Origin of the sequence: Streptosporangium oxazolinicum, assembly GCF_039537505.1 — a bacterium.
GTDB classification, from domain to species: domain Bacteria; phylum Actinomycetota; class Actinomycetes; order Streptosporangiales; family Streptosporangiaceae; genus Streptosporangium; species Streptosporangium oxazolinicum.
On the sequence record NZ_BAABAQ010000002.1, the window covers coordinates 314,200 to 333,829 of the forward strand.

Below are 19,630 nucleotides of genomic sequence, written 5' to 3' on the forward strand. Positions count from 1 at the left end.
GGATCGCGCTCAGACGGTGGCGCGGGCCGTGAGGTCGGCCCAGACGCCGTCCATCCGGGCCTCCAGCTCCTCCAGGGTCCCCTCGTTCGGGACGACGATGTCGGCGATCTCCAGCCGCTCCTCGCGGGTCGCCTGGGCCGCGAGCCTCGCCCTGGCGTCCTGCTCGCTCATGCCGCGCAGCTCGACCAGCCGGGCGACGCGCACCTCGTCGGCGGCGTCGACGACGATCACCACCTCGTACATGGGGGCGAGCTTGTTCTCCGCCAGCAGCGGCACGTCGTAGATCACGATGCTGCCGGGAGCCGCCTGCTCCTGCAACTCGGCGACCCTCGCCCCGACGAGCGGGTGGACGACGGCGTTGAGCGAGGCGAGTTTCTCGGAGTCGGCGAAGACGATCGAGCCGAGCTTCTCCCGGTTGAGCGAGCCGTCCTCGCGCAGGACGTCCGTGCCGAAGATCCCGGTCACGCGGGCCAGCCCGGGGGTCCCCGGCTCGACCACCTCTCTGGCGATCTTGTCGGCGTCGATGACCACGGCGCCACGGGCGCCCAGCCGCCGGGAAACCTCGCTCTTGCCCGACCCGATGCCGCCGGTAAGCCCCACCTTCAACATGATCCGCAGCATACGCCGTACGGACCGCGTTCCGGCGCGGTCGGCGACGAGGTCTTCACATCGGGTCGCCGGGGGCGTGGGCCCGCCGCTCATCCCGTCGTACGAGGCGGTCGCCTCCTCGGCGGGGGCCGGAATCGCCCCTCACCATACCCGCCGGTTGACGACCCCAGCGGCACATCCCGGCGAGCAGGCAGGAATCCCCCCTCACCGCACCCAGCGGCACATCCCAGCACAGCGGGCCAGGAATCACCCCTCGCGGCCCGGAGGTCACGTCTGCCGCCCTTCGGGACGGAATGCTCACCTGGCACCGATCGGCGTACGAAAACGCCTCTGAGGCCCTCACAACTCTCTGCGCATGTGCACCAGGGTCAGGTGGTCGGTCATCCGCTCCCTGCGCGTCTCGCGGTAGCCGTGGCGGCGGTAGAGGCGGAGGTTGCCCTCCGAGAGGTGGCCGGTGAACAGGTCGAAGGCGAGTGCCGTGGCGGCCTCGTCGTGCAGGGCCGTCAGCAGGGCTCCGCCGACGCCCGCGCCCTGACGGTCGGGGGCGACCACCAGGCGGCCGACCAGGCAGGTCGTGCCGGACATCCGGCCGCGGACCGCGCCCACGATCCTCGCCCCGTCGCGGGCGACGAGCACGGTGGCCGTCTCGACGGCCTCGCGGACCTGGGCGATGGACTCCACGAGGGGCGCGATGAACGGGTCTCCGTAGAGCTGGGCCTCGCCCACGTAGGCCGCGCGCTGCACGGTCAGGATCTCGCCCGCGTCCTCGGGTTCCGCCCACTCGATCATGGTCACGGCGCCACCCTAGCGGCGGGACGAGCGACCGGACGAGGCCGGGTGACCGAGCAGGAGGCCAGGCGCGGCTGAGAGACCGAGCGGGAGGCCGGGCAAGGCTGAGTGATCAGTCGAGTCCGGGAAAAGGGCAGGCAAGGCTGGGGTGACCGGACGAGAGGCCGGGTGACCGCTGACCGCTCCCGCCGGTACCGGGAAGAGGTCCCTGCGGGCCGGGGTGGCACCCCGCGAGCAGCCGCGAGGCCCCGTGACGGGAGAACCCCGCCGGAGACGCGGAAAGGGCCCCGCCGGAGCGGGGCCCTTCCGTCGATCTTCTACCGCGTTGTCAGCGCCGTCGGCACCGTCAGTTCTGGCCGCCCGCGAGCTTCTCGCGCAGAGCCGCGAGAGCCTCGTCGGAGGCCAGGGCGCCCGCCGCCGGAGCGGAGGAGCCGCTGCTGCTGGAGGAGCCGGTGGAACCCGTGGACGGGGTCTCGCCGGAGTAGGACGTGGGGGCGGCCTCGCCCGCCTCGGCCTCGGCCTTGCGGGCCTCCTCGACCTGCTTCTTGTGAGCCTCGAAGCGGGTCTGAGCCTCGGCGTACTGCCGCTCCCACTCCTCGCGCTGCTTGTCGAAGCCCTCGAGCCACTCGCCGGTCTCGGAGTCGAAGCCCTCGGGGTAGATGTAGTTGCCCGAGTCGTCGTAGGTCGCCGCCATGCCGTACAGCGTGGGGTCGAACTCGACGTCGGCGCCGATCGCACCCTCGTTCGCCTGCTTGAGCGAGAGCGAGATCCGGCGGCGCTCAAGGTCGATGTCGATGATCTTCACGAAGATCTCGTCACCGACCTGGACGACCTGCTCGGGGATCTCGACGTGGCGCTCGGCCAGCTCGGAGATGTGGACCAGGCCCTCGATGCCCTCCTCGACGCGGACGAACGCACCGAACGGCACCAGCTTGGTGACGCGACCCGGGACGACCTGACCGATCTGGTGGGTGCGGGCGAACTGCTGCCAGGGGTCTTCCTGCGTCGCCTTGAGCGACAGGGAGACGCGCTCGCGCTCCATGTCGACGTCGAGCACCTCGACGGTGACCTCCTGGCCGACCTCGACGACCTCGGAGGGGTGGTCGATGTGCTTCCAGGAGAGCTCGGAGACGTGGACCAGACCGTCGACGCCGCCGAGGTCGACGAACGCACCGAAGTTGACGATCGAGGAGACGACGCCCTTGCGGACCTGACCCTTCTGCAGGGTGTTGAGGAACGTCTGGCGAACCTCGGACTGGGTCTGCTCGAGCCAGGCGCGACGGGACAGGACCACGTTGTTGCGGTTCTTGTCGAGCTCGATGATCTTCGCTTCGAGCTCGCGGCCCACGTACGGCTGGAGGTCGCGGACGCGCCGCATCTCGACCAGGGACGCCGGCAGGAAGCCACGCAGGCCGATGTCGAGGATGAGACCACCCTTGACGACCTCGATGACCGTGCCGGTGACGATGCCGTCCTCGTCCTTGATCTTCTCGATCGTGCCCCAGGCCCGCTCGTACTGAGCGCGCTTCTTGGACAGGATCAGGCGGCCTTCCTTGTCCTCCTTCTGGAGGACGAGGGCCTCGACGTGCTCGCCAACCTCGACGACATCCGCCGGGTCGACATCGTGCTTGATCGAGAGCTCGCGCGAGGGGATGACACCCTCGGTCTTGTAGCCGATGTCGAGCAAAACTTCGTCTCGATCGACCTTGACGACGGTGCCCTCGACGATGTCGCCGTCGTTGAAGTACTTGATGGTCAGGTCGATCGCTGCGAGGAACTCTTCCTCGGAGCCGATGTCGTTGACCGCTACCTGCGGGGTGCTCGAGGTGGCCTCAGTGCTGCTCGTCATGTGTGGAGTTGCTCCGAACGCGGACAGATGTCGATGTGGCGAACGCGCGGCAGGCCTCTTACCGTCAGCCGAAGAATTGGCATCGGCGTGATCGAGCGCGAGCCCACTCCGTCCGAGACACGCGCGAGCCCACAACGCAGCGATCAGCATATGAGACCAGACGGGTATGGTCAATCCAACGACTCTACGCGCCCGCGTGCCGAAAGGATAACGATCTCGCTTAATAGGCGTTGATCTTCTGCCCCCGGTTCGTCCTGATACTACCTCGAAGCCCGCGTGGGACGGAGATGCGTCCGGGATCGCCGTCGGCCGTGTAGCGCTCGTGGGGGTGCTTGTTCAGCCACCCGAGCCAGTACTCGGAACACCACTTCCGGCACTCCCCCTTCCTGCCGTTGCTCTGGATCCGCTGGATCGCACGCCAGTTGTAGTCCTTGACGAACGGCGAGACCGACGGCTCGGCACCGGCCAGGAAGACGCCCTTGAACCGGTAGGACACGCCGTGCCACTTTCCCGACTGCACGGTAGATCTTTTGCGGGGCATCGCGCCGAACGGCAGCGCCAGCGTCTCGGAGGGAGGGACGCCGAGCCTCCTCAGCAGCCCCTCGACCCTCGCGACCTGCTCGACGATCTTCTTCTTGGGCAGGCTCGGCAGGTTGGGATGGCTCCAGGTGTGGTTGGCCACCTCGAAACCCCGCGAGGCCAGCCAGCGCACGGCCCGCTCCTGGTCCGCCTCCTCGCGCAGGCCGAACGGGTGCCGGTTGACCCAGAAGGTGGCGACGGGCCGGAAGCCGGGGTACTTCACGGCGACCTGGTAGATGATGCCGACCGCGGTGTCCCTGGCCGGGGTGCCGTCCGCCTCCAGGGCGAAGTGGCTGGAATGGCCGTCGTCGAAGGTCAGCACGACCGGGTGCTTGCCCGCCGGGATGTCCATCCTCCCGGTGGCGAACTCCCGCGCGGTGACCGGCACGTAGCCGTCCCTGGCGAGCCTCTCCAGCTCCTTGCGCATCTGGGCGGGGGTGCGGTCGATCGACGCCAGCCTCCTGGCGGTGATCCGGTGGTACATCAGGATCGGGACCGCCCCGGCCTCGTTCGCCCTCACCTGCCGCGCGAACTCCGCCGAGGCGGTGATCGGTGGCGGCAGCTCGGCCGAGGGCAGCTCGGGCGGCGGCGAGGGGGCCGCGGAGGGCGGGGACGGGCTGGCTCCCGACGCGCCCGGCCTGGCCTCGCCGGGCGGCGCGGAGGGCGACGGGAGCACGAGGAGCACCACCACCGCCACCGCGACGACCACCAGATTGGCCAGGATGATGATCTTCGTCAGGGGGATTGGACTCCGCACAGAACTCCCGTGCCCGTCGAGCTTTTCGGCGTGGATCACCAGCCTAGAACAGACTCGGACAGGCCCGGCCAACCGGCGGGGCCCGGCCTCCCGGAGGCGGCCTCCGCCCGCCCGGGAGTGATCGCCGACACCCGGCGTCCTCCCAGGTGGGAGCGAGGAGGCTCCCGGCGGCCGACATCCTCACAGGTGCGTACGAGAACCGGTGAGACAGTGCCCCGCAGTGCCCCGGGAAGGCGCCCGGGGGCCGTCAGTGCCCGGCGTCCTCCCAGGTGCGGCCGACGCCCACCGAGACGACGAGCGGGACGCGCAGGGAGTATGCGGCGTTCATGCGGTCGGTGACCAGCTCCCGCAGGGTCTCCAGCTCGCCGGGGGCCACCTCGAACACGAGCTCGTCGTGGACCTGCAGCAGCATCCGGGAGCCGAGGGCCGCCTCCTTCAGCGCCTCCTGCACGTTGAGCATGGCGACCTTGATGATGTCGGCCGCCGACCCCTGGATGGGCGCGTTGAGCGCCATCCGCTCGGCGATCTCGCGGCGCTGGCGGTTGTCGCTGTTGAGGTCGGGCAGGTAGCGGCGGCGGCCGAGGATGGTCTCGGTGTAGCCGTCGTTCCTGGCCTGCGCGACGATCGCGTTGAGGAAGTCGCGGACGCCGCCGAACTCCTCGAAGTACTCCTCCTTGAGCGCCCGCGCCTCGGAGACCGGGATGTTGAGCTGCTCCGACAGCCCGAAGTCGGACAGGCCGTAGGCGAGGCCGTAGTTCATCGCCTTGATCTTGGCCCGCATCTCGCCGGTGACCTTCTCCGGCTCGACGTCGAAGACCCGGGCCGCGGTGGCCAGGTGGAAGTCGTGGCCGGACTCGAAGGACGCGATGAGCGCCTCGTCCCCGGACAGGTGGGCCATGACGCGCAGCTCGATCTGGCTGTAGTCGGCGGTCAGCAGGGTCTCGAAGCCCTTGCCGACCACGAAGCCCTGCCGGATGCGGCGGCCCTCGGCGGTGCGGATCGGGATGTTCTGCAGGTTGGGCTTCTCCGAGCTGAGCCGCCCGGTGACCGCGATGATCTGGTTGAACGTGGTGTGGATGCGGCCGTCGTCGGCGATCTCCTTGATCAGGCCCTCGACCGTGACCTTCAGTCTGGCCTGGTCGCGGTGACGCAGCATGATCGTCGGCAGCTCGTGTTCGGTCTGGGCGGCGAGCCAGGCCAGCGCGGAGGCGTCGGTGGTGTAACCCGTCTTGGTCTTCTTCGTCTTGGGCAGGTTGAGTTTGACGAAGAGGATCTCCTGGAGCTGCTTGGGCGAGCCCAGGTTGAACTGCTCGCCGCCCACGGACGCGTGCGCCGCCTCGACCGCCTGCTTGACGGCGGCGCCGAACTCGGCCTCCAGGCCGCTGAGATGCTCCCTGTCGGCGGCGATCCCGGCCCGCTCCAGCTCCGCCAGCACGGTGACGAGCGGCAGCTCCACGTCGCGCATGAGGTGGGTGCCGCCCAGCGGCTCCAGGAACGTCTCCAGCGCGTCGGCGAGCTCGCCGACCGCCAGCGCCCGCAGGGCGAGGTCGTGGGCGCCGTCGTCGTCCTCGGCGTCGAAGAGGCTGGCCTGGCCGCCGTTGTCGGCCTCGCCGCGCAGCTCGCGCCGCAGGTAGACCCGTACGAGGTCCTCCAGCGGGAACGAGCGCTGCCCCGGCATCGCCAGGTAGGCGGCGAGCGCGGTGTCGCAGGTGAGGCCGCGCAGCTCCATGCCCTGCGCCCACAGCGCGAGCATCGGGCCCTTGGCGTCGTGCACGGCCTTGGGCCTCGACGCGTCGGCCAGCCATTCGCGCAGGGCCACCTCGTCGGCCTCGGTCAGTGTGGTCGGGTCGATGAACGCGGCGCCCGGCCCGCCCTTCCCCGCCCCCGCACCGGCAGCCGCGATGGCGATGCTGTCGACGCGGCCGGTGCCACTGCCGTACGCGCCCTTGAAGGCCAGGCCCGCGCGGCCCTCGGGCAGCGCGCGCAGCCACGGGGCCACCTCGTCGGGGCCCAGGGTGACGACCTCGACCTCGAAGCCCTCCTCCGCCTCGGTCTCGGGCGAGCCGATCGTCTTGAACAGCCGGTCGCGGATCTCACCGCGGAACTCCAGCGTGTCGAGGATCTTGTTGATCTCGTCGCGGTCGGCCGCGCCGATCTCCAGGCCGGTGACCTCGCGCTCCAGCGGCACGTCGCGGATCAGCTGGGTGAGGCGCCGGTTCATCAGCACCTGGTCGAGGTGGTCGCGGAGCTTGTCGCCGACCTTGCCCTTGACCTCGTCGACGCGGTTGACCAGCTCCTCCAGCGAGCCGAACTCGCGGATCCACTTGGCCGCGGTCTTCTCGCCCACGCCGGGGATGTTCTTCAGGTTGTCGCTGGAGTCGCCGCGGATCGCCGCGAAGTCGGGATACTGCGCCGGGGTGAGCTCGTACTTCTCCAGCACCGCCTCGGGGGTGAAGCGGGTCATGTTGCTGATGCCGACGCGGGTCATCAGCACGGTGACCCGCTCGTCGACGAGCTGCAGCGCGTCGCGGTCGCCGGTGACGATCAGCACGTTCATGTCCTGCTCGGCGGCGCGGGTGGCGAGGGTGGCGATCAGGTCGTCGGCCTCGTATCCGGCCAGCGACAGGTGCGGCACGCCCATCGCGTCGAGCACCTCGTGGATCAGGCTCATCTGGCTGCGGAAACTGTCGGGGCTCGCGCTCCGGTTCGCCTTGTAGTCGGCGTACTCCTCGTGGCGGAACGTCGGCTCCGAGCGGTCGAAGCAGACCGCCATGTGGGTCGGCCGCTCGTCGCGGAGCACGTTGACCAGCATCGAGGTGAAACCGTAGACCGCGTTGGTCGTCTGACCTGTGGTGGTGGAGAAATTCTCCTCCGGCAGGGCATAGAACGCCCGATAGGCCAGTGAATGCCCATCCAGCAGCAGGAGACACGGACGAGTGGGGGTCGCTTCGCTCTTCGGCACAACGAAAGCCTAGTCTCCTGGTGCGACAGAAAACCTGGCACCGCACGACAGGAGACGTCCCCTTGACCGTGACAGACCCCGACGAAGCCGCTCGGCGGATCGAGGAGGCGCTCGGCGCCTCGCACCGGAACACGCTGGTGGAGCGGATGGGCATCGTGATCACCGAGGCCACCCCGGAGAGGGTGGTCGGCACGATGCCGGTCGAGGGCAACATCCAGCCCTACGGTCTGCTGCACGGCGGCGCCTCCTGTGTGCTGGCGGAGACCCTGGGCTCGACGGGCGCGGCCATCCACGCGGGCCCCGGGCGGATCGCCGTGGGCATCGAGATCAACGCCACCCACCACCGCTCGGCCACGTCCGGGCTGGTCACCGGGGTGGCCACCCGGATCCACGGTGGCCGTACGCTCGCCACCTACGACATCGAGATCGTCGACGAGCGGGGCCGCAGGGTGTGCACCTCGCGCCTCACGTGCATGCTCCGCGACGCCTGACCACCCCTGACGCCCCCGATCACATCTCGTCCTCGATCATATTCGGACCGCCTTTTTGCCTTCCCCGCGCGAGGAGTCCGCTACGGTGGGTGACGGCGATGCCCGTGGGGAGGCCGAGTAGAAAACGTACGGGGTCGGGGAAGCTCCGTACGGCGCCAAAGGCCTCCCCCGGGCTCGCCTGGCTCCCCGGGGACACCCGCTCCGGCACGCGCACGGCCCGCACCAGGCGGGCGCGGGCCGTACGAGGCGAGGTTGAGACTCCGCCGCAGGGGCGGGTCAGATGTCGGTGTGCGTCGGGTCGAGCACGCGGCGCAGGAAGGTCTTCGTCCGCTCGTGCCGCGGGGCGCTGATCACCTGCTCCGGGGTGCCGTCCTCCACGATCACGCCGCCGTCCATGAACACGACCCGGTCGGCCACGTCGCGGGCGAACGCCATCTCGTGGGTGACCACCAGCATGGTCATCCCCTCCTCGGCGAGCTTGCGCATGACCGTGAGCACGTCCCCGACGAGCTCGGGGTCGAGCGCCGAGGTGGGCTCGTCGAAGAGCATCAGCGCCGGGTTCATGGCCAGGGCCCTGGCGATGGCCACGCGCTGCTGCTGCCCGCCGGAGAGCTGGGCCGGGAAGGCGTCGCACTTCTCCCCGATGCCGACCTTGTCCAGGTTCTCCCTGGCGATCCGCTCGGCCTCCGCCTTGCCCCGCTTCAGCACCCGGCGCTGCGAGATCATCACGTTCTGCAGGACGGTCATGTGCGGGAAGAGGTTGAACTGCTGGAAGACCATGCCGACACCTCGGCGGGCGGCGTCGATGTCGACGTCGCGGTGGGTCAGCTCCACGCCGTGGACGACGACCTTGCCGGACGTGGGCTGCTCCAGGAGGTTCACGCAGCGCAGCAGCGTGGACTTGCCCGACCCCGAGGGGCCGATGACGCAGACCACCTGGCCGGGCTCGACGGCGAAGTCGATGCCCCGCAGGACCTCGTTCTTCCCGAAGTACTTGTGCAGGTCACGGATCTCGACCGCGTGGGCCGCCGGAGTCTGTGAAGTCGCCGGAGTCACTGTCACCGTCCCCTCACCTGTTTCCGCTCCAGCCGGGACGCGAGGTAACCCAGCGGAATGGTGACCAGTAGATACGTCACACCTACGACCAGGATGGGCGTGGCGTTGGCAAAGGTCGAGGCCGTGTCGTTACCGAACTTCGTGAGCTCGACGTAGTCACCGGAGACGCCGAGGAACAACACCAGCGAGGAGTCCTTGAGAAGGGACACGAACTGGTTGGTCGTCGGCGGGATCACGATGCGCAGGGCCTGCGGGATGACGATGCTGACCATGCCCCGCGTGTACGACATGCCCAGCGAGCGCGCCGCCTCCATCTGCCCCCTGGGCACCGCCTGGAGCCCGGCGCGGAGCGTCTCGGCCATGTAGGCCGAGCCGACGATCGCCAGGCCCAGGATGCCCTGGCCGTACGTACCGCCCGGCACCTCGAAGCCCGAAAGGGCGAGCGGCAGGAACAGGATGAGCAGGAAGATCAGCAGGGCGGGCAGGCCACGGAAGATCTCGATGTAGGCGACCGCGATCCAACGGTAGGGCCGCACGGACGACATCCGCATCAGCGCGAAGAGCAGGCCGAACAGGAAGGCGAAGACGAAGCCGCCGACCGAGTAGATGATCGTGTTCTTCAGCGCGACCGTGAACAGCTCGGGAAGCATCTGCTCGGCGATGTCGAGCCTGGTGAAGTTCTTCCCGAGATCGGCCCAGTTGATGTTCAGGGCCAGGAAGACGGCCACGGCGATCAGTACGACGTACTGGATGCCGCGACTGATCTGCTGCCTCTTGCGGGGACTGAGCCCACTCCCGGCGGGGGCGCCCCCGCCGGGAGTGGGCTCGGTCGTCGTTGGCTGGTCGGTCATCGATTAGCCGAGCTCGCCGGGCTTCTTACCGAACCACTTGACGAAGATCTGCTCGTAGGTGCCGTCGGCCTTGGCCTCGGTGATCGAGTCGTTGATCGCCTTGAGCAGGATCGGGTCGGAGCCCTTCTTCAGGCCGATGCCGTACTGCTCGCCGGTGTCGAGGCTGGCGACCAGCTCGAACTTGTCGGCGATCTCGGGCTTCTTCAGCCAGGTCAGCACGACCGGGAGGTCCTGGACGATCACGTCGACCTGGCCGGACTGCAGGCCGAGCAGCTCCTTGGGAGAGTCGGCGAACTCCTTCGGGTCGAGACCCTTCTCCTTGACGTAGTCGAGGCCCGTGGTCGAGGCCTGGGCACCGAGCTTGAGGCCCTTCGCCTTCACCTCGTCGAGGGTCTTGACGCCGACGCCCTTCTTGGCCAGCAGAGCCTGCGTGGCGTCGAAGTAGGGCTCGGAGAAGTCGATGTTGGCCTTGCGCTCCTCGGTGATCGTCATACCGGCGGCGGCGACGTCACACTTGTTGGTGGCCATCGCCGCGCCGCTCTTGATGACGGCGAAGTCGATGTCGACGATCTCCTGCGTCAGGCCGAGCTTCTTGGCGGCCAGGTCGACGATGTCGACGTCGAAGCCGACGACCTTGTCGCCCTCCTTGAACTGGAAGGGCTCGTAGGGGAGGTTGGTGCAGGTGGTCAGCTTGCCGGGAGTGACAAGCTTGGGGCCGCCCGCGGCCGCGGGAGCGCTTGCCGAGGCACCATCGCTCGGGCTGGCGGAGGTGGACCCGCCACCACCGCAGGCCGAAAGGCCGAGCGCACCGGCGACGACCATGGCGCCCACCGCCATCGCACGACGGGAAACAAAACTCAGGCCCACGAAGGCCTCCTTACGGTCAATGTCGCTTCTTGTATGGATACCTCAGTGCAGGTCATGCTTCATCACCTGCATAATCATGCAGATCACCACTACGACACAATTCGGACAACAACCGCGTCCGGAGTTTTCTGTTCAATACCCTGCCCCAGCGCGGATCCGGGCGCCGGGAGTTGCCGAATCGCCAACCGCCGGCCGGGGAGCCGTTGAACTCCAGGATCTACCTCGGTTACGTTGCCGGGTGTGCGTGTTCCCCTGGTCCTGCTCACCGGTGCCGCCCTCACCGTCACCGTCCTGTCCGGCTGCTCCGGAGCGGGTCAGGCGAGCCCCACCCCTCCCCCGGCCACACCCACCCCGACCTACGAGCTCCCGCCGCGCCCGGTACGGCCCAGCGAGAGCCCCGTCAGGGCCGCGCCGGTCACCGACGGCGACACCCGGTTCCAGGTGATCGGCCTGCAGAAGGGGCTGAGCGGCTTCTTCGGCAGCCACGCCGAGTGGCAGGCCAAGGGCCAGTACGTGATCGTGCGGATCCTCGTGGAGAACCCCGGCCGCACCAACGCCCGCTTCGACGCCAAGCGGCAGAGGCTCGTCGCCGCCGACGGCACCACCTACGGGATCGACAAGTTCGCCCAGGCCATCAAGCGGCAGCCCGACGAGCTCCCGCTCGGCGCCCAGGTCAGGGTCGAGATGGATCTCTGGTACGACATCCCCAAGGAGGCGAGGGTCTCCGCGATCCGGCTGTTCGGCGATCCGCCCCTCGGCGTGACCGGCGGCACCGACGGCGTACAGGTGCCGCTGCCCTGAGCGACCGCTCCGGGGCCGGGCCCCGTACCGACGGGAGCGGGCCCGCCGCGCGAGCGCGCGACGGGCCCGTCACCTGCCACGAGGCCGTGAACCCTCGGGGTACGGGGTCAGGACCGCTCTTCCGTGACGTCTCGCCTCTCCTGCGGAGCGGGAGCCGGGGACGCCGGAGCGGAAGGGGGAACGGCCTGCGCCGCCTCCGCCTCCAGGTCGTGCTCCGCGCCGCCGCCCAGGTAGGCGGCCTGCACGGCGGGGTCGTTGAGCAGTTCGTCCGCGGGCGCGCTCTTGACCACCTTGCCGGTCTCCAGGACGTAGGCACGGTGGGCCAGCTTCAGCGCCTGCTGGGCGTTCTGCTCCACCAGCAGCACCGTGGTGCCTCGGCGGTTGATCTCCTCGATGATCTCGAAGATCTGCTGCACCAGCAGCGGCGCCAGGCCCATCGACGGCTCGTCCAGCAGCAGCACCTTGGGCTTGGCCATCAGCGCGCGGCCGATGGCGAGCATCTGCTGCTCGCCGCCGGACATCGTGCCGCCCATCTGGGTCCTGCGCTCCGCCAGGCGGGGGAACAGCTCGTAGACCTCGGCCAGGTCGGCGGTGAAGTCACCCGAGCGGGTGTACGCCCCCATGAGCAGGTTGTCGTGCACCGTCATGCCGGGGAACACCCCCCGGCCCTCGGGCGCCTGCCCCAGACCCGCGATCACCCGCTTGTGGCCGGGCATCTTGCTGATGTCCTTGCCGTCGAAGGTGATGCTCCCCGACGACAGGCCACGCAGGCCCGAGATCGTCTTCAGGGTCGTGGTCTTGCCCGCCCCGTTCGCCCCGATGAGCGTGACGATCTCGCCCTCGTTCACCTCGACCGAGATGCCCTTGAGCGCCTCGATCTTGCCGTAGTGGACACGAATGTCCTTGACCTCAAGAAGCATCGGCGGGAGCTCCCAAATACGCCTCGACGACCCGGGGGTCGGTCCGCACCTCGTCCGGCAGGCCATCGGCGATCTTCTGGCCGAAGTCCAGCACCGCGATGCGGTCGCTGATGCCCATGATGAGGCTCATGTCGTGCTCGATGATCAGAATCGTCCGGCCCGCGTCGCGGATGTCCCGGATCAACTGCTGCAGCGCCACCTTCTCCGCCGGGTTCATACCGGCGGCGGGCTCGTCCAGCAGCAGCAGCTTCGGGTTCGTCGCCAGCGCGCGGGCGATCTCCAGACGGCGCTGGTCACCGTAGGGCAGGTTCTTGGCGTGCTCGTTGGCGCGGTGCGAGATGCCGACGAAGTCGAGCAACTCCATCGCCAGCCTGCGCCCGTCCTTCTCGGCCCGGCGGTGCCAGGGAAGCCCCAGCGCCACGCTGACCATGCCCGACCTGTGGTGCGCGTCCGCGCCCACCATGACGTTCTCGACGGCCGTCATGTTGTGGAACAGCCGGATGTTCTGGAACGTGCGGGCGATGCCCCGCTTGGTGATCTTGAAGCGCTTGACGCCGCTGATCTTCTCGTCCAGGAAGCGGACCTCGCCCTCGGTCGGCTGGTAGACGCCGGTCACCACGTTGAAGACCGTGGTCTTTCCCGCGCCGTTCGGGCCGATGAGAGCGAAGATCTCTCCCTCGTTGATGGTCAGGTTGACGTCACGCAGTGCCGTGACACCGCCGAACCGCATGACGAGGCTCTTCAGCTCCAGCATGACGCGGCCGGTGCGCTCCGCCTGGACCGCCTTGGGGTTCGTGGCGGCCGGGCTTGCCTCGGCCGCGTTCGCTTCGGTGCTCACTTGGAAGCCACCTCCTCACCGTGCGACTCGGGCCCGGGAACCTCGGCTCCGAGCGTACCCATCCCGCCTGATCCCTCTTTCAGCTCCGCCTTGCGTTGACGCGATGGCAGCAGACCCTCCGGACGGAAGATCATCAGTGCCACGAGCACCGCGCCGAAGATCAGCATGCGGTACTCCTGGAGGCCGCGGAACCGCTCGGGCAGCCACGCCACCACGAAGGCGCCCAGCATGACACCCGGCAGGTTGCCCGCGCCGCCCATGACCACCGCGGCCAGGATCGTCGCCGACAGCAGGAACTGGAAGTCGTTCGGGTTGATCGAGATGGCCTTCGCCGCCCACAAAACGCCCATCGCGCCACCGATGGAGGCACCGATGGCGAAGGCGAGCATCTTGAAGCGGAACGTCGGCACGCCCATGACCTCGGCCGCGTCCTCGTCCTCGCGGATCGCCGCCCAGGCGCGCCCGACCCGGCTCTTCTCCCAGCGCTTCACCAGGATGATCACGATGACGGCCAGCGCGACCAGCAGGTAGTAGTAGGGCCTCGGATCCAGCACGCCGTAGTAGAACGGATCGACCCCGAACACGTTGGGGATGCTGATCCCGAACAGGTGCAGGTCCTCGTAGCTCGGCGGGTGCGGGATGCCGCGGATGCCGTTCGGGCCGCCGATCTCGTCGGTGTTGCGGGCGGTGATGCGGATGATCTCACCGAAGCCCAGCGTGACGATCGCCAGATAGTCACCGCGCAACCGCAGCGTCGGAGCGCCCAGCGTGATGCCCGACAGGGCGCAGATCCCGATGCCGACCAGCAGGATGAGCCAGAAGTTCCAGCCCAGCCGGGTGCCGATCAGCGCCATCGCGTAGCCGCCGACCGCGTAGAAGGCGACGAAGCCCAGGTCGAGCAGGCCCGCCTGGCCGACCACCACGTTCAGGCCGATCGCCAGGACCACGTACGTCCCGATCGGGAAGAACAGGATGCTCGCCCAGTCGGTGTAGGGCGACATGATGGGGGCGAGGCTCTCCGACGGCAGCAGCAGCGCCCCGATGATCAGGGCCGCGTACAGGATCCAGCGCTGCCAGCCGGGAGTGTCGTGCCAGCGATCGTGCATGGCGTCACCGAAGCGGCTGAGACCGGTGCGGAAGCCTGCCAGGGAATTCTTCTGGTTCATGCGCGCGCCTGCTGGAGTGATTCACCGAGGATGCCGGTGGGGCGGAACATCAGGACCAAGACGAGGATGGTGAAGGAGATCACGTGTTTCCAGTCGGAGCCGAAGAAGATGGCTCCGTAGTTCTCCACCAGCCCGAGCGTGATTCCGCCGACCAGGGCGCCGCGCAGGTTACCGATACCGCCCAGGACCGCCGCGGTGAACGCCTTGATACCGAAGAGGAATCCGATGAGATAGTTCGTGTTCTCGTACGAGATCAGGTAGAGCGCGCCCGCCACACCGGCCATGCTGCCGCCGATGAGGAAGGTCATCCGGACGATCCTGTTGATGTCGACGCCCATCAGGACGGCGGCCTCGGGGTTCTGCGAGGTGGCGCGAATACCCCGGCCGATCTTCGTCCGGTTCACCAGGGCGTCCAGCGCGATCATCATGCCGATCGCGGCGACGATGACGAAGACCTGGTCGACGCGGACCACGTGCCCGAAGATGGAGAAAAGCTCGGTCCGCTCCATGATGCGGGGCAGACCCATCTGGATCCTGCCCTGCTCGGGACGGTTGAAGACGTTCGGGATCACCAGGAGCGCGAACAGCTCCTGAAGGAAGATCGAGGCGCCGATCGCCGAGATCAGCGCCGCCAGCCGGGACGCGCCGCGCTGGCGCAGCGGCCGGTAGGCGATTCGCTCCAGCGCCACCGCGGTGCCCGCCGAGGCGAGCATGCCGGCCAGGATCATCGCCAGGATGAGGCCGACCAGCGCGATGCCGGTGAGGGGCGAGTTGATGCCGAGCACGAACGGTACGAACATCGCACCGAAAGTGCCGATCATGAAAACTTCGGAATGCGCGAAGTTGATCAGCCGCAGCACGCCGTACACCATGGTGTAACCGAGCGCGATCAGGGCGTAGATCGAGCCGAAGGCCAGGCCGTCGATCGTCGCCGGCCAGAACTGATTGATGAAGTCATTGAGCACTAGGGTTTACCACTTCTAGCGGGGGTCGCCTGCACGTCCGGGTAGCACACCGCCTCCAGCAGAATCTCGTGGACTCTCTGGAAGTACGAGAGGAGCGGGAACGCATTCGCGGCGTTCCCGCTCCCCGCGCGTCGAACTACCTACTGTCCTTCAGCGCCGGACTAGCCCAGCTTGGCCTCGTTGGCCTTGCCCAGCAGGCCGATGACACCATCCTTGACCTGGTAGATGTAGATGTCCTTCGCCGAGACCTCGCCGTTGGCCTCGAACTTGACCTGCTTCGAGACACCCGCGATGTCCACCGTGGCGATGAACTCGTTGATCTTGTCGGAGGTGACGTTGCCCGCCTTGACGGCGTCGACGAAGACCGTCGCGGCGTCGTAGCCCTCGGCCGCGTAGATGGCCGGGTCGGCCTTGTAGGCGGCCTTGTAGGTGTCGGCGAACGCCTTCACCTTGGCGTCGGTGACGTCCGGAGTGGCGATGTAGCAGGGGCAGCCGACCAGGGCGCCCTCGGCGTTGGCGGCACCGGCGCCGTCGACCAGGCCCTTGTCCAGCGAACCGTCGCCGGACAGGAACTTCGCGGTCACGCCCTTGTCGCGGAGCTGCTTGAGCAGGTTGCCGCCCGCGGCGTAGTAACCGCCGAAGAAGATCGCTTCGGGCTTGGCCGCCGCGACCTTGTTCACCACGGAGGAGAAGTCGCTCTCGGCCGGGTCGAGCGAGTCGGTCTCCGGCGTCACGCCCTTGGTCGCGAGCTGAGCCTTGACGGCGTCGGCCAGCGGCTTGCCGTACTCGGACTTGTCGTCGATGACGAAGACCTTCTTCGCGCCGACACCGGTCGCGATGAAGTCGCCGATGCCGGGGCCCTGGATGCTGTCGCTCGGCAGCACGCGGTGCCAGTACTTCCAGCCGTTCGTCGCGAGCGCGGCGTTGGTGGCGGACGGCGAGATGCTCGGCAGCTTCGCCTCCTCCAGGACCGGCGCCACCTGGGCGGACTCACCGGAGAACGCGGGACCGATCAGAGCGACGATCTTGTCGGTCTTGATGGCCTGCTGGGCCAGGGCCACCGCCTTCGACGGGTCTCCCTGGCTGTCGTACTCGACCAGCTCGATCTTCACGGCCGGGTTGGTCTTGTTGTAGTCGTCGATGACGAGCTTCGCGCCGTTCCGGGGGGGAATGACGATGCCGGCGTTGGGACCGGTCAGGTCACCCATGAAGCCGATCTTGATCGTACTGGGGGCGGCAGCACTGGAGCCACCCTCAGCCGGCGTGGCCTCCGTACCACCGCTGCTGCAGGCAGCGAGACCGAGGGTGAGCGCCACACCGGCGGCAAGCACTCCACCGAGGCGTGCAGTCTTAGGCCGCAAGGTTGCCTTCCTTTCGCCCGGCCCCTCGTCGGGACCGAGTTCACAGATGCCCTTCCCTGGCGGGTGGCCAGGGGTTGTGTCGGTTAGTACAACTAGCGGATGTCACGGGTCGATACAGGACGGCCCACCGTTACCGCTTCGTTATAACACCGATCCTTTTCGGCTATCAGATACAAAAGCCGTGGTCACTGGCAACCTTACGGTCTCCACGGGGATCACTCAGACCGTCCCGAGACCCGCCCCGCGACCCCTGGGAAGCCCCCTGCGGGCACCCGGCGGGCACGGCCCTCAAAAATGGTCAAAACACCCGATCAGGACTCTGGAGCCTCTGCCTCGGGCTCCGCCCCGTCCGCCACCACGATCTGCGCCACCTGCCGCATGCTCAACCTGCGATCCATCGACGCCTTCTGGATCCACCGGAACGCCTGCGGCTCACTCCACCCGTGCCGCTCCATCAGCAGACCCTTGGCCCGCTCCACGAGCTTGCGCGTCTCCAGCCGCTCCGAGAGCGTCCCGACCTCCCGCTCCAGCGCGGCGATCTCCTGATGCCTGCTGACCGCCATCTCGATCGCCGGAACCAGGTCCGACTTCGTGAACGGCTTCACCAGGTACGCCATCGCACCGGCGTCCCTCGCCCGCTCGACCAGATCGCGCTGCGAGAAGGCCGTGAGGATGAGACACGGCGCTATCCGCTGCGACACGATCTGCTCGGCCGCCGAGATCCCGTCCAGGATGGGCATCTTCACGTCCAGGATCACCAGATCCGGCCGCTGCTCCATCGCCAGCTTGACCGCCGACTCCCCGTCCCCGGCCTCCGCGACGACCGCATACCCCTCCTCCTCCAGCATCTCCTTGAGATCGAGGCGGATCAGCGCCTCGTCTTCCGCGATCACCACTCGCCGCTGCGTACTCACGAGCAAGAGAGTACCGACGTCCGCTAGATTGGGACCACGCCGGTACCCCAGGGTGATCCACTTCTAGGTAAGCTCTTAGCTGGCACACAAAATCCGGACAAGTCCGGAAATATAGGCCGGAATGGCGAAATGGCATACGCGGACGCCTCAAAAGCGTCTACCTGAAAGGGTGTGCGGGTTCGAGTCCCGCTTCCGGCACTCAAACACAGACGTCACTCGCCCACGAAATCCGATCGGCGACCGAGCGACCACCTTTCGTCGCCGGGCAGAAACTGTCGGTGACGGTCGGCATGCTTCTTCCGTGCACCCCCGTGAAACCGTCGATCGCGCTCTCCGTCTCTCGGCGCTCGGCCTCATTGACCGTCAGGTCGCCGAACTCTGCGGCGTATCGCTGGGTGCGGTCCAAAAGTGGAGAACCGGAGCGCGAAGAGCCAACGAAGACGAGGACCGCAGGCGACGTCGTTCCTGCCCCCGCTGCCACGAGCAGCCACTCGACGAGACGGCCTACGCCTACCTTCTAGGGCTGTACCTCGGTGACGGACACATCGTGCTGTGCCGCAAAGGCGTCTATCAGCTCTCCTTGTCCTGCGGCGACAACTGGCCGGGGCTGATCGCAGAGGCGGCGGATGTGATGGCCGCGGTGATGCCCACCTCTTCTGTGAGTCGTCGCCGGAAAAACGGATGCACAGAGGTCAAGAGCCACTCCAAGCACTGGGTATGTCTTTTTCCTCAGCACGGTCCCGGACGCAAACATCTAAGGAAGATCGCGTTGGAGGACTGGCAGAGGAAGATCGTTGAGATGCATCCGGGCAGGTTCGCCCGGGGCCTGATGCACTCGGACGGCTATCGCGGCACGAACCGCGTCCGTCGCCACTTCAACGGCAGCGATCACTGGTACGAGTATCCGCGTTACCTTTTCGGCAACGAGTCGAAGGACATCCTCGAACTGTGCGGCGAGGTGCTCGACTTGCTCGGCGTGGAGTGGCGCTATTCCCGTTACAACACCATCTCCGTGGCCCGGCGGGGGGCGGTCGAGCGGTTGGACGAGTTCGTGGGGCCGAAGTACTGAGGTGGCGGGCCGGTGGGGGTGTTCGGCGGGATGGCGGATGGTGGTTCCGCGGGCGGAGTAGGTTGCTCGAAAGCGGCGGGAAGTGCGGGAAGTGGCGTAACGGGAGGTGGCGGCGTGGGAACTGTGGAGGACGGCCGGGTGGAGAGGGGCGATCTGGGTGCCGGGCGGGTGTGCCTTCCCGAGTGGGTGAGACTGAGCGGGCACGGGGTGGTGCTGCGGGAGTGGGAGGACGGCGACCTGGCGGCCATGGTGGAGCTGTTCGACGACCCCGAGGTGGCGTACTGGACGCCGTTGGCCTCGCCGTTCGACCCGGAGGCGGCGCGCGCCTACCTGGAGCGGGCCCGGCGGCGGAGGGCGGCCGGGGAGCGGCTGCAGCTCGCGATCACCGTGGACGGGGGCGAGCCGGCGGGCGAGGTGCTGCTGATGCTGAGCGGCCTCGGCCTGGACGTCGCGGAGATCGGTTACGGCCTGGGAGCGGCCTACCGGGGGCGGGGCCTGGCCTCGGGGGCGGTGCGGGTGATGACGGAGTTCGCCCAGAAGACGGTGGGGGTGTCCCGGCTGCTGCTGGAGATCGAGGCCGACAACGCGGCGAGCGTGGCGGTGGCCCGCGCGGCGGGTTACCACCTGACGGACGCGCCGCCGGTTCCCTCGGAGGAGAAGGGACGGCGGATGGTGTTGCGGACGTGGGAGTACGCGGAGGCCGGCTCTCCCGGGTGACGGCGATCCTCACGGATGACGGCTCGCGCGGGTGACAGCCCGCGCCGGTGACGGCTCGGGTGGCGATGC

The 19,630-nt window shown here is 68.1% G+C and carries 18 protein-coding genes and 1 tRNA gene; 5 read left to right on the top strand and 14 right to left on the bottom strand.

The features are described 5' to 3' along the window. Nucleotides 1-9 precede the first annotated feature (9 nt). The 5 genes from coaE to polA form a co-directional block, all read right to left on the bottom strand. A complete protein-coding gene (coaE, locus tag ABD817_RS06540; protein ID WP_344916031.1) occupies nucleotides 10-609 on the bottom strand; it encodes a dephospho-CoA kinase in 600 nt (199 codons plus the stop codon). A gap of 339 nt (nucleotides 610-948) precedes the next feature. Next, nucleotides 949-1,398, bottom strand: a complete 450-nt coding sequence (locus ABD817_RS06545; protein WP_344917201.1) for a GNAT family N-acetyltransferase — start codon at nucleotides 1,396-1,398, stop codon at nucleotides 949-951. Nucleotides 1,399-1,744: 346 nt separating this feature from the next. Then, nucleotides 1,745-3,247 (bottom strand): 30S ribosomal protein S1, encoded by a 1,503-nt coding sequence (gene rpsA, locus ABD817_RS06550; protein ID WP_344916033.1) that lies wholly within the window; start codon nucleotides 3,245-3,247, stop codon nucleotides 1,745-1,747. Between the two features lie 220 nt (nucleotides 3,248-3,467). Further along, the gene (locus tag ABD817_RS06555) at nucleotides 3,468-4,583 is read right to left on the bottom strand and encodes a polysaccharide deacetylase family protein (protein WP_344916035.1); all 1,116 of its coding nucleotides are present in this window, start codon (nucleotides 4,581-4,583) and stop codon (nucleotides 3,468-3,470) included. 247 nt (nucleotides 4,584-4,830) lie between these two features. Next, the gene (gene polA / locus ABD817_RS06560) at nucleotides 4,831-7,545 is read right to left on the bottom strand and encodes a DNA polymerase I (protein ID WP_344916037.1); all 2,715 of its coding nucleotides are present in this window, start codon (nucleotides 7,543-7,545) and stop codon (nucleotides 4,831-4,833) included. A gap of 146 nt (nucleotides 7,546-7,691) precedes the next feature. On the opposite strand from polA, the gene ABD817_RS06565 reads away from it, so the two are divergent. Continuing rightward, nucleotides 7,692-8,036 (top strand): PaaI family thioesterase, encoded by a 345-nt coding sequence (locus ABD817_RS06565; RefSeq protein WP_344917203.1) that lies wholly within the window; start codon nucleotides 7,692-7,694, stop codon nucleotides 8,034-8,036. A 276-nt stretch (nucleotides 8,037-8,312) separates the two neighbouring features. Here ABD817_RS06565 and ABD817_RS06570 read toward each other — a convergent pair whose 3' ends face one another. Genes ABD817_RS06570 through ABD817_RS06580 form a run of 3 tightly spaced genes read right to left on the bottom strand, consistent with a single transcriptional unit; the run spans nucleotide 8,313 to nucleotide 10,810 of the window. Further along, nucleotides 8,313-9,092, bottom strand: a complete 780-nt coding sequence (locus tag ABD817_RS06570) for an amino acid ABC transporter ATP-binding protein (RefSeq protein WP_344917206.1) — start codon at nucleotides 9,090-9,092, stop codon at nucleotides 8,313-8,315. Between the two features lie 2 nt (nucleotides 9,093-9,094). Next, nucleotides 9,095-9,943 (bottom strand): amino acid ABC transporter permease, encoded by an 849-nt coding sequence (locus ABD817_RS06575; protein ID WP_344916039.1) that lies wholly within the window; start codon nucleotides 9,941-9,943, stop codon nucleotides 9,095-9,097. A gap of 3 nt (nucleotides 9,944-9,946) precedes the next feature. Beyond that, nucleotides 9,947-10,810: an ABC transporter substrate-binding protein gene (locus tag ABD817_RS06580; RefSeq protein WP_344916041.1), complete on the bottom strand. Its 864-nt coding sequence runs from the start codon at nucleotides 10,808-10,810 to the stop codon at nucleotides 9,947-9,949. A 240-nt stretch (nucleotides 10,811-11,050) separates the two neighbouring features. On the opposite strand from ABD817_RS06580, the gene ABD817_RS06585 reads away from it, so the two are divergent. Beyond that, nucleotides 11,051-11,611: a DUF4352 domain-containing protein gene (locus tag ABD817_RS06585; protein WP_344916043.1), complete on the top strand. Its 561-nt coding sequence runs from the start codon at nucleotides 11,051-11,053 to the stop codon at nucleotides 11,609-11,611. A gap of 107 nt (nucleotides 11,612-11,718) precedes the next feature. On the opposite strand, the gene ABD817_RS06590 is transcribed toward ABD817_RS06585, so the two are convergent. The 6 genes from ABD817_RS06590 to ABD817_RS06615 form a co-directional block, all read right to left on the bottom strand. Further along, nucleotides 11,719-12,531: an ABC transporter ATP-binding protein gene (locus ABD817_RS06590; protein ID WP_344916045.1), complete on the bottom strand. Its 813-nt coding sequence runs from the start codon at nucleotides 12,529-12,531 to the stop codon at nucleotides 11,719-11,721. After that, nucleotides 12,521-13,369 (bottom strand): ABC transporter ATP-binding protein, encoded by an 849-nt coding sequence (locus tag ABD817_RS06595; protein WP_425583279.1) that lies wholly within the window; start codon nucleotides 13,367-13,369, stop codon nucleotides 12,521-12,523. Before ABD817_RS06595 ends, ABD817_RS06590 begins: the two co-directional genes overlap by 11 nt. Then, a complete protein-coding gene (locus ABD817_RS06600) occupies nucleotides 13,366-14,535 on the bottom strand; it encodes a branched-chain amino acid ABC transporter permease (RefSeq protein ID WP_344916047.1) in 1,170 nt (389 codons plus the stop codon). The genes ABD817_RS06595 and ABD817_RS06600 overlap by 4 nt, the downstream gene beginning before the upstream one ends. After that, on the bottom strand, nucleotides 14,532-15,500 hold the full coding sequence (locus ABD817_RS06605) for a branched-chain amino acid ABC transporter permease (RefSeq protein WP_344916049.1): 969 nt from the start codon (nucleotides 15,498-15,500) through the stop codon (nucleotides 14,532-14,534). The genes ABD817_RS06600 and ABD817_RS06605 overlap by 4 nt, the downstream gene beginning before the upstream one ends. A gap of 161 nt (nucleotides 15,501-15,661) precedes the next feature. After that, the gene (locus ABD817_RS06610; RefSeq protein WP_344917211.1) at nucleotides 15,662-16,831 is read right to left on the bottom strand and encodes a branched-chain amino acid ABC transporter substrate-binding protein; all 1,170 of its coding nucleotides are present in this window, start codon (nucleotides 16,829-16,831) and stop codon (nucleotides 15,662-15,664) included. A 341-nt stretch (nucleotides 16,832-17,172) separates the two neighbouring features. Continuing rightward, the gene (locus ABD817_RS06615) at nucleotides 17,173-17,775 is read right to left on the bottom strand and encodes an ANTAR domain-containing response regulator (protein ID WP_344916051.1); all 603 of its coding nucleotides are present in this window, start codon (nucleotides 17,773-17,775) and stop codon (nucleotides 17,173-17,175) included. Nucleotides 17,776-17,890: 115 nt separating this feature from the next. Here ABD817_RS06615 and ABD817_RS06620 point away from each other — a divergent pair. The 3 genes from ABD817_RS06620 (at nucleotide 17,891) to ABD817_RS06630 (ending at nucleotide 19,561) form a co-directional block, all read left to right on the top strand. Beyond that, nucleotides 17,891-17,973: transfer RNA gene (locus tag ABD817_RS06620), tRNA-Leu, on the top strand. A 103-nt stretch (nucleotides 17,974-18,076) separates the two neighbouring features. Continuing rightward, the gene (locus ABD817_RS06625; protein ID WP_344916053.1) at nucleotides 18,077-18,844 is read left to right on the top strand and encodes a helix-turn-helix domain-containing protein; all 768 of its coding nucleotides are present in this window, start codon (nucleotides 18,077-18,079) and stop codon (nucleotides 18,842-18,844) included. 114 nt (nucleotides 18,845-18,958) lie between these two features. Next, nucleotides 18,959-19,561 (top strand): GNAT family N-acetyltransferase, encoded by a 603-nt coding sequence (locus ABD817_RS06630; RefSeq protein WP_344916055.1) that lies wholly within the window; start codon nucleotides 18,959-18,961, stop codon nucleotides 19,559-19,561. Nucleotides 19,562-19,630: the final 69 nt, after the last annotated feature.